Source organism: Gemmatimonadales bacterium, assembly GCA_030697825.1.
Classification (GTDB): domain Bacteria; phylum Gemmatimonadota; class Gemmatimonadetes; order Gemmatimonadales; family JACORV01; genus JACORV01.
The window spans coordinates 1-9,903 of the sequence record JAUYOW010000040.1; the positions used below are offsets into that span (position 1 = coordinate 1).

Below are 9,903 nucleotides of genomic sequence, written 5' to 3' on the forward strand. Positions count from 1 at the left end.
GTCTAGCCGCAGGCGATCTGCGCTGCCGCCTCGCCCTGCCGCGGGTCCCACCCAGTAGCTCCACTCGCCGGGGAATCCTTGCGGAAGCAGGATGCCACGGCCGAGGGTGAAGGCCGCGAGGGGCAGCGCCTGCTCGCTCCACGTGCTGTCCACCGGAACCTGGGCGCTCCAGCTGGTGCCGTCGTCCTCCATCAGCGTGACGTGCAGGATCTGCCGGGGTCCGAGGCCGCGCAGCCGCACGTGCAACGCGTCCGCGCCGCCAACGGTCTCCTGCCGGGCGCCGATCCGGTCCCGGATCACGAGCGACGCCGTGTAGTCGGCCGGGCTCCAGCCGCTCGCATTCACGGGCAGCTCGAAGTGGAAGACCGGCTGGCCCGTGACTCCGGACAGCGCCAGGCGGAAGAGCCCGCGTCGTCCCGCGTCGCCGATGCGGCTGAAGGCCAGGCGCGCGGCGTCCGCGCCGGGGGTGAACAGCCGCAGCGGCGTCCGTGGGCCGACCACGTCCAGCGTCCAGGACGCCCCGCCGTAGTAGTCCCAGTCCGTCGGCCTCCGGTGCAGGCCGCCGGGGAACGTGACGCCCGAGTCCCCGCGGAAGACCGTGATCACGAACTCGTGCGGCCCCTCCCGCAGGGCCGCCGCCGGAACGGAGGCGGCATACCCGTAACCGCCCGCGGGTCGCAACGCGAAGTCGCGGTAGAGGGCTCCGGCCGCCGGCCGGATGAAGAGCATGGCCGAGTCGGGTGGTGTCCGGTCAACGACGCGGGCCCGTAGCTCGGCGTCGTGCCCCGTTAGGTATTCGGGCGCGGACAGCGGCTGGACCGACGGCGGCAGCGAGTCGGCCGGAGGCGCGTGGTACTCGGCGAATCCGACGTTGCCCACGTATGCCGGCAGGGCGGCAACGTCCACGGGCCCGGCGGCACTCAGGACGTAGACACCGGGCGTAACCGTGAACCGACCGGCGGCGGCCCGCTCGGTCCGCGGGTTGCCCGCCGTGATCGGCTGCACGGTGAAGGCGGCGCCGAGGTCCGGCAGTGCGAGCGTCATGGGCCAGGCGCGGCTGATCGCACGCGTCACGATCTTGTCGGGGCTGGGTGGCTCGAAGGGGTCGCGGGTGGGCACGGCGTCGGGGTAGACCTCGAGTCGCCAGAGACCCGGGCGCACCTTGTCCAGGAAGTGGATCCCTTCCCCCTCGTAGGTCACGGTGGGCGAGGAGCCGTAGCCGGCGATGCGACGCAGCGCTGCCGGGTCCGGGGGCACCGCGCGCGTCGAACCCGCATACAGGAACGCGTCGCGCGCGACCAGCTCGCCCAGGTCGCCGTCGTAGGAGACGTGGAAGTCGCCGAACCGCGTGTTCTGCGGATACTGGCCGTACGAGCGCAGCCGGGGCAGACGGCGCATGGCCTCGGCCGCGATGATGGCGCTCATGGCCTTGCGCGGCGTGTAGACCAGGTTGAGGTAGTGGGTCTGCCATCCCAGGTTGCGTGAGGCGGTCCCCAGCATGTCGTAGGCGAACATGGCGGCGAATTGCGCGCCCACGGCGCGCATCGTCCGCGCCATGGCCGGATACATGGTGCCGGTGCGCAGGTCGGGGCTGTCGAACTCGTAGACGATGCGCGGCATGCGGGCCAGCTCCGGGCGCAGCATGTCAGGGAAGACGTCCACCGAGCGGAGGTAGTTGCCCTCCAGCTCGTGGCCGGAGTTCAGCCCCGTGGGATACCAGCCGAAGGTCACACCCTGCGCCCGCGAACGCCGGATGGCCTCACCGATCCGGAAGTCCTGGCTCACGTTGTAGGTCACCAGCTTCTGGCAGCCTGTGCTGCGCACCGCGTCGGTGAGTGCGTTGATGTAGTTGATCGAACCCTGAAGATCCTCGGGGTGATGCCAGGGCTCGTTCACCAGCTCGATGAAGGCGATGGCCGGCTCGTCCTTGAGCGCGACGCCCGTGTAGGGATTCACGTGATCCAGGATCTGGCGCAGGTAGTTCACCTGCGCCGCGATGGCGGCCGGGTCGGTGCCCATGCGTTCCTTGCCGAAGTGCCGGCCGAAGCCCGGCGCCGTGGTATCCTGCAACGCGTCCGGCCAGTTCGAGCCGTAGAGCTGGATGGGGCTGAAGAGCATGTAGATGCCGCGCTCCCGCGCGCGGGCGACGAGATAGTCCAGCAGGTCCAGGTGGTCGTTGGCGATCAGGTTGCCGGCGCTGTCGGAGACCTCCCAGTCGCCCCAGAACGTCAGCCGCAAGCCGTCCCAGCCCATGCGGGCGAACTGCGCCATGTCCTCATCGATCATCCGCTTCCGGTCGCCGTGGACGTAGCCGGCCGCGCGGTAGTCGGAGGCGGTGTGAATCACGTAGTTCGCGCCGAAGAGGGTGACCTCCTGCCGGTCGTCCCGCCACCGCACGACGCCCTCGTTGTCGAGGTAGACGGCCCGGCTCGCGGGCGCGGGTGCGGCGCCGGCCGCGCGCTGCGCGTGCGCCGCGGGGACAAGGGCGGCGAGCCAGGCCGGGAGCAGGACGGTCAGACAGAGCATCGCACGCATGCGGAAGCCTCCCACTTGGTTCACTGAGGGCGGCGCACCGGCCGGACGCTGCTAGCGGCGGAACGGATCGCGCCGGTCCGGGGCCGCACTGGCCGGGATGCGGAACTTCGGCGCAGCGGCGGAGAGTGACGCCACCACCTGACCGTGCACCAGCAGCTCGGCGCCTCCGGTGGTGCGGCGGATCTCGCGCGGTGGAGCACGGCCCTCCAGCGCCAGCGATGCGCCCAGGATACGCGCGGAGCCGCCGTTCGGCACAATGGCCAGCGCGTGGACGGAGCCGGGCGCGGCGCCGGGCTCGGTCTGCACCAGAATGCTGGCGATGCCGGCGTCGCTGGCGAATGGGTTGGCGCCGACGAGCGTGGCGCCGCCCGTGACGCCGAAGGCGACGTTCTCCCACGCGTCCGGCACGACCGTCCCGTGCGCGTCCCGCAGCGAGGCGTAGCAGAAGATGTCGTCCCTGCGCTCCCGGTCCCGTCGCCACCCGGAGAAATCGAACGCGAGGCTCAGGCGGTCGATGGCCCCCGGCGTACGCACCACGTGGCGAGCCGCCCGGCGGCCCGCGACATACCCCACCGCCTCCAGGGTCCCGGGCCGGAAGCCGGCGGTGCGGAAGGTGAACGGCGGATGGGCGAGTCGCGTGCTCATGCGATCGCGATCGGGCCCCTTCCGCTCCAGCAGGCAGCCGTTGAGGAGGAGCGCGACCTCGTCGCAGTTGCTGAAGACGCGGACGTCGGTGGCCGAAGCCGAGGTCCAGTCGCTGGCGATGAAGACCATGGGGCCGGAGGCGGCGGCCGTCAGCCGCTCGGCCGCCGGGCGCTGGCTGCGGAAGAAGTGGTACGAGTACTTCGGCAGCCGGAAGATGTCCATGCAGCCGGAGGACTCGATGTCCGGCGAGTAGCCTCGGTTGTAGTCGTACATCACCCACAGCCCGTCGGCGAAGGCGACGGTGCCGAGGTTGTCGTTGTGCGCCTCCTGGAAGTTGGTGGCCTGCTGCAGCAGCGCCCGCTCGCCCTGCCAGCGCAGCTGCCGGCTGTTGCTCTCCGCCGGCGTCAGGTTCTGCCAAGCGCCCTGGTCCAGACCGGCGTTCATGGCGTAGTACTCCCAGTCGCCGTACTCGCTCACCAGGCATGCGTGGTCCGTCTCGTGGCGGCAGCCGCCGTGCTGGCGCGCGTCAATGAAGACGTCGTAGCCGTGCACCCACCCGGCCGTGAAACACTGGTCGCCCGGATACTCCTCGTGCGCTATTGTCTGCGTCCGGGCCACGAACTCCGGCGGCATCGCCGACTCGTTGAGCGAGACCTCCCACAGGATGACGCACGGATGGTTGCGGTCGCGCCGGAGCAGGTCGCGGCAGTTGCGGTACTGGAGCTCGGCGAAGGCGGGGTCGGGGTTGAAGTACTGCCAGCCCGGAATACAGTCCATCACCACGAGGCCGAGCTCGTCGCAGGCGTCCATGAAGGCGGGCGCGTGCGCGTAGTGCGAGAGGCGCACGTAGTCGAAGCCGGCCTCCTTGATCTTGCGGGCGTCGCGGTACTGCGCGGCATCCGACAAGGCGTAGCCGATGTACGGGTACTCCTGGTGCCGGTTGGTGCCGCGCAGGAACAGCTTCTGGCCGTTGATCCAGAAACCCTCGCGCGAGACGGCGATGCGCCGGATGCCGACGCGCACCGTCTCCCTGTCCACCGTGCCGGCATCGGTCACCACCTCGCAGTCGAGCGTGTGAAGGTTGGGGGCGGCGGGGCTCCACAGGTGCGGCGCCCGCACCTCCAGCTCCTGAGGCACATCCGTGTCGGCGCCCGGCCGCAGCGTCACGGCCGCTGACGTGGCGGTGGTGACGACCGCCCCGCCGGGCGCGCGCAGCGTGGCCCGAACGCGGAAGCTGCGTGGCTCCGCATGCTCGTTATGCACGTGGGTCTGCACCCGCACGGTGGCGGACTCGCGGGAGACGCGCGGGTAGGTGACGAAGACTGCGCCGCTCGCGGGACGGTCCGCGAGCAGCGGATCGGTGATGTGCAGCCGGTTCGTGCGGATCAGGTGGACGGGCCGATACAGCCCGTGGTACGTGTTGAAGTCGAGCTGGGCCAGCGGCTTGGGACCGGTGATCGGGTTGTCGCGGTTGTCCAGGCGGACGGCCAGCAGGTGGTCCCTGCCAGGTTGCACGCGCTCGCTGAGGTCGAGCACGAAGGGCAGATAGCCGCCCAGGTGGCCGCCCACGCGCTCGCCGTCGAGCCAGACGTCGGCCACGTTCATGGCGCCTTCGAAGCGGAGCAGAACCTTCTCGCCGGCGGCCTCCGATTCCAGGCGCAGCCTTCGGCGGTACCAGCAGACCCCCTGCCATTGGGCCTCCGGTGAGCCGGCCGGCCCGGTCACCAGCGCCTCGATGCGGGCCGTGTGCGGCAGCGTGGCCGGTTGCCAGGCCGCGTCGTCCAGCCCGACGCTCTCCGCGCCGGACGGGTCGCCCTGCAGGAACTTCCAGCCGGTGTCCAGGCGGGACACGCGGCAAGAACCCTCCGTGGTCCAGCCCGGCAGCGAGCGCGGCGAGCCGAGTGCCCCAGCCGCCCCCGCCACTGTCATCCCCTGCACGAACGCTCTACGCTTCATGTGAACCGCAAGACCCCTTCCATGCAGGAGTGACGCAGATGCGGAATGGTCTCGCCGCGTTCGCGGCCTGCCTCTCGTTGGCGGCAGCGTACCCCGCGGTTGCCCAGCCGGCGCAGGCTCCGGCTCGCGCCACGGCGCCGGATACATCCTGGGTCGCTCGCAGCGCGATCTATGAGGTATTCGTCCGGGACTTCTCGCCCACGGGCGATCTCCGGGGCGTGATCGACGGGCTGGACCGCATCCAGGCGGTCGGGGCGAGCGTCGTGTGGCTGATGCCGATCTACCCCATCGGGGCGCTGAACCGGAAGGAACCGCTGGGGTCGCCGTACTCGGTGCGCGACTACCGCGCGGTCAATCCCGCGTTCGGCACCGCAGCCGACTTCCGGGCACTCGTGCAGGCCGTGCACGCTCGCGGGATGAAGCTCATCCTCGACTGGGTTCCGAATCACACCGCATGGGACAACGTCTGGGTCACGGAGCACCCCGACTTCTACGTCCGCAACGAGCGCGGCGAGCTGGCCGTGCCGCGCGACGACCAGGGCAGGCTGACCGACTGGACGGACGTCGCGCAGCTCGATTACCGGAATCCCCTGCTGCGGCGCGCGATGATCGACGCGATGCGCTATTGGCTGGAGGAGTTCGGCATCGACGGCTTCCGCGTCGACGTCGCCGGTTTCGTCCCGGACAACTTCTGGAGCGAGGCCGTGCCCGAGCTACGCTCCGCCGTCCCGCGGCGAATCCTGCTCCTCGCGGAGTGGGGCGATCTCAAGATGCACCGGCTCGGCTTCGACCTCACGTACGCGTGGGACTCGTACAGCCGCCTCAAGGCGGTGTGGAGAGGCGCACCGGCGGACACGTTCGTCCGAAGCGAGCTGGCGGACATGCGGGCCATCCCCCCGGGCGGCATGCGGCTGCGCTTCACCACGAACCACGACGAGACCGCGTGGGACCATCCCCCGGTGACGCTCTTCGGGGGCGCGGCGGGAGCGCGCGCGGCCTTCGACGCCATGGCGCTGTTGCCGGGTCGGCCGCTGCTCTACAACGGGCAGGAGGTCGAGAGCCCGCAGAAGCTCGGCCTCTTCGTGCGCACCCCGATCGCGTGGGATCAGCCCGACGGGGCCGCGGCCCGCGCGTTCTATCGACGGGTCCTGCGCCTGGCGCGTACCGATCCGGCGCTCATCGCGGGGGATTTCCGGGAGGCCCTGACCAGCGCCCCCGGCGATGTGATCGCCTATCGGCGGGGCGCGGTGGTCGTGTTCGTGAACGCGAGGCCCCGCGAGGTACGATTCACTGTGACCGGCTTCGACGTGGATCGCGCGCGTGATCTGCTGTCGAACCGCACGCAGCGCGGCGACACGCTGATGCTTCCGGCCTACGGTGCGATCGTGCTGGAGCGGCGCGCCCGGGCGGCCACGCCGCTCCGTCCGGTGTCCCGTACATCCGAGCGCCGTAGCCTCCGGTTGAGCCGGACGCCTCATGGGCGGGCACGGGCGACAGGCGCCTCGCGCGTGCACGCCTACCGGCGGCCGAGGTCGAGCACCAGGCATTCCCGCGGCCCGATCGTCCCCGGAACCGGAACGTAGCCCTGCATGCGCCCGTCCCGGCTCACCTCAAGTGTGGCGCCATCCGGACCGCCGAGCAGGTTCCGCGGCGTGTACCTGCCGGGCCGCAGCACGCCCTCCCCTGAGCTGATCGCGACACCGGAGACGGCCGCGGCGCCCAAGTTCGCCACCACGAGCACGGCGTGGTCGCCGGCGCGGCGGAGGTAGGCGGCGACCGGGACGCTGCTGGTTGAGAGCGGCACCAGCATGCCCGTCGCCAGTGCCTCGTTCTCCCTGCGCAGGTGGATCAGCCGGCGGTAGAGGTTCAGCAGCGAGCCGCGGTCGGCGTCCTGCGCCTGCACGGTGGTCGTCATCGAGTCCGGCTGGGCACTCTCCCACGGGGTGCCGGCGGTGAAGCCCGCTCCGTGGCCCGGACGCCACTGCATGGGCGTCCGAAGCCGCTCATCCGGCTTGTCGCCCGTCATCCCGATCTCCTCGCCGTAGTAGACGAACGGCAGGCCGGGCAGCGTGAGCAGGAGGGTCGCTGCCAGCCTGGCTCGGGCCCCGTCGCCGCCTAACGCGGTCATTGTGCGGGTCCCATCGTGGTTGCTCAGGAACGGCGACCAGCGGTACGCGGGGAGCGTGTCCTGGAGGCGGACGTAGCCCGAGAGCAGCCCGCCGACGGACCCCCGGCGAACCGCCGCCAGGAGCGAGTCCGCCAGCTCGAACGCGAAGTACGAGGTCAGCTGGTCGGGATAATACGGCAGCACCGCATCGATGTTGCCCCACGCCTCGCCCACCGTATACGCCTCGGGAGCGACGCTGCGGAGGTGCGCGGCGTACTCGCGCAGGACGGCGTGGGTGCCGGCACACCCCGTGAGGCAGGTCCCTTCCTCCACCATGTAGGGAATCGCATCCAGGCGGAAGCCGTCCACCCCCATCTCGCGGAGCCAGAAAGTGGCGATCGCCTCCGCCTCTTCCCGCACGGCGGGCGTGTGGTAGTCGAGGTCCGGCATATCGGGGGAGAAGACGCCGTAGTAGTACTCGTTCCGCACCGGGGAACGGCGCCAGGCCTCGCTGCCCCACGGGCCCAACCCCAGGGGTGTCGGGGAGAAGCGGTACCACGCGCGGTAGGGCGACGTCGTGTCCCGCAGCGCCGCCTGGAAGTACGGGTGCTCGCGCGAGGAGTGATTGAGCACCATGTCCACGAGGACGCGGATTCCGCGCCGGTGCGCCTCCGCCACCAGATGCTTGAAGTCGTCGTTGGTGCCGTAGTCCGGCTCCACGCGATAGTAGTCGCTGACGTCGTAGCCGTGGTAGCTGGGAGATTCCGCCACCGGCATGAGCCAGATACACGAGGCGCCGAGGTCGGTCCGCGAGGCGGGATTGCCGTCATTGATGTAGTCGAGCTTGCGGATGAGCCCGTTCAGGTCCCCGATCCCGTCGCCATCGCTGTCGTAGAAAGATCGGACGAACACCTCATAGCAGACGGCGCCGCGCGTCCAGGCGGGCACGGGCGCGGACGTCGCCCCGCCCGTGGGTCCCACCGCGCGCGGCGTCTGGGCGGTCGCCCGCGGCAGCGGGGCGGCGCAGGCCGCGAGCGCCACGACGACGACGTGGACGAACGACCGTGACTTTTCCTCCATGTGCATTGTTATCTCCTCCCCGGCTCTCGTGCGGGGAGCCGCCGGGGCACCGGGCGCCACGTCCGGCCGGGTCCGGAGCTCACAGCCGCGTCGCGGCGTCGATCGCGATCGCCGAACGGGATTCGAGGATGAGCTGGACCGCGCCGGAGGCGTCGACGACGACCGAGGTGCCGGCGCAGGCCGTGCCGACGAGCCCGCCGGTCAGGCGGTCGCAGTACGTTCCAGGCGGCATTCCCGTGGCGACCGTGGCCGCAACAACGGCGCTCTCCCGGTTGATGGCCACGAAGCCCCGGTCGCCGCGGGAGAAGGCGATCGCGTTGGCGCCGTTGTCCCACCAGTGGTTGATGTCGGTGCCCGAGACGAGGCGCCGGAAGCTCACCATGTTCCGGATGTACGGGTCGCGGTGCTCGCACACCCACTGGCCGATCGTCGCCGTCTCGAGGCTCGACGCGCACGTCACATCATTGGTGTTTCCGTTGCCATCGGACGGCGGACCCATCGCGTTCCCCGCCGGACAGTTGAACGCGTAGCTCGACAGGATGGACGGGTAGCCGTAGGGCTGTGCGAGCATCCACGCGTTCGCGGCGCGGAAGGTGTTGCCGTCGCGGTAGCCGATGCCGCACGTGTGCTGGGTGTCGTGATTCTGCAGGAACACCACGGCCTTGTCGGAGGGCATCAGCCCCCAGGCCACGGCGGAGAACTGGTTCCCGGGCGGGCCGTTGGGATTGAGCTGCGAGATGTGCTCGCCGTTGATGCCCCGGAACTTGTTGCCGACACCCGTGAAGGTGAATTCGGTGATGTCGGCGGCGCCGCCCGAGCTGTACCCCTCGCCGAAGAAGTCGCGCGGCACCAGCGCTTCCCCGCCCCCCCCGACGACCTCGAGGTACACGTACGGCAACGGTCTTCCCTCGCCGGTGAGCGTCACGTTGACGAGTGTGAGGATGGAGTCGAGCTCCACCTGCTGGATGTGCTTGGCCGCGTCGATGCGGAATCCCGCCACGCCCAGCCGGGCGAGCACGATCAGGTAGTCGGCGATCTTCTGCCGCACCGGGGTGAGCCCGGTGTTGAGGTCCGGCAGCGAGAACAGCTCGCAGTCCTGCACGTTGGCGGCGCTCTGGTAGTTGTTCAGCGCGCAGGGCGGATGGAAATCGCCTGGCGTGTAGAGGCCGGGGTACTCGTACTTCGTGTAGGCCGTGCCGTTGCTGCCGACGCCGGGGCTCGGGAAGTTGGTCATGTGGTTGATCACGGCGTCGACGATGATGTCCACGCCGGCCGCCTTGCAGCGGTTCACCATGTCCACGAACTCGGCCCCGGTCCCCGAGCGGCTCCGCGCGATGCTGTAGCTCACGGGCTGGTAGCGCTCGCTCCAGTCGTGGCTCGGGACGATGCTGTGCTCCTGCGGCGGGGAGACCTGCACGGCCGTGAATCCGGCGGGCCCGATCACGGTCTCGCACTCGGTCGCGATGTCGGTCCACTTCCACTCGAACAGGTGCACGAACACGTCGCCCGCCGCCATGTGGCCGCTGGCGCGATAGGCCGGCGAGAGCGCCGGCCGGTCCGGAGGCGGATTCCCGCGGGTT

5 protein-coding genes are annotated in these 9,903 nt (G+C 70.4%); 1 reads left to right on the top strand and 4 read right to left on the bottom strand.

The genetic code is table 11. The annotated features are described in order from the left end of the window. Nucleotides 1–2,535: hypothetical protein (locus tag Q8Q85_01640; protein ID MDP3772947.1), on the bottom strand; the 2,535-nt coding region annotated here is incomplete at its 3' end. A 51-nt stretch (nucleotides 2,536–2,586) separates the two neighbouring features. Next, complete coding sequence (locus Q8Q85_01645; GenBank protein MDP3772948.1) at nucleotides 2,587–5,136, bottom strand: glycoside hydrolase family 2 TIM barrel-domain containing protein; 2,550 nt, start codon at nucleotides 5,134–5,136, stop codon at nucleotides 2,587–2,589. Between the two features lie 38 nt (nucleotides 5,137–5,174). On the opposite strand from Q8Q85_01645, the gene Q8Q85_01650 reads away from it, so the two are divergent. Then, nucleotides 5,175–6,719, top strand: a complete 1,545-nt coding sequence (locus Q8Q85_01650; GenBank protein MDP3772949.1) for an alpha-amylase family glycosyl hydrolase — start codon at nucleotides 5,175–5,177, stop codon at nucleotides 6,717–6,719. Here Q8Q85_01650 and Q8Q85_01655 read toward each other — a convergent pair. Then, nucleotides 6,653–8,329 (bottom strand): alpha-amylase family glycosyl hydrolase, encoded by a 1,677-nt coding sequence (locus Q8Q85_01655; protein MDP3772950.1) that lies wholly within the window; start codon nucleotides 8,327–8,329, stop codon nucleotides 6,653–6,655. The two genes, Q8Q85_01650 and Q8Q85_01655, sit on opposite strands and share 67 nt — an antisense overlap. A gap of 73 nt (nucleotides 8,330–8,402) precedes the next feature. Then, nucleotides 8,403–9,903 (bottom strand): alpha-amylase family protein (locus Q8Q85_01660; protein ID MDP3772951.1); only part of this gene is annotated, 1,501 nt, incomplete at its 5' end.

Coding starts and splice junctions, on each gene's coding strand:
- Q8Q85_01650 (MDP3772949.1), top strand. CDS start 5,175: ATGCGGAATGGTCTCGCCGCGTTCGCGGCCTGCCTCTCGTTGGCGGCA.
- Q8Q85_01655 (MDP3772950.1), bottom strand. CDS start 8,329: ATGCACATGGAGGAAAAGTCACGGTCGTTCGTCCACGTCGTCGTCGTG.
- Q8Q85_01645 (MDP3772948.1), bottom strand. CDS start 5,136: ATGAAGCGTAGAGCGTTCGTGCAGGGGATGACAGTGGCGGGGGCGGCT.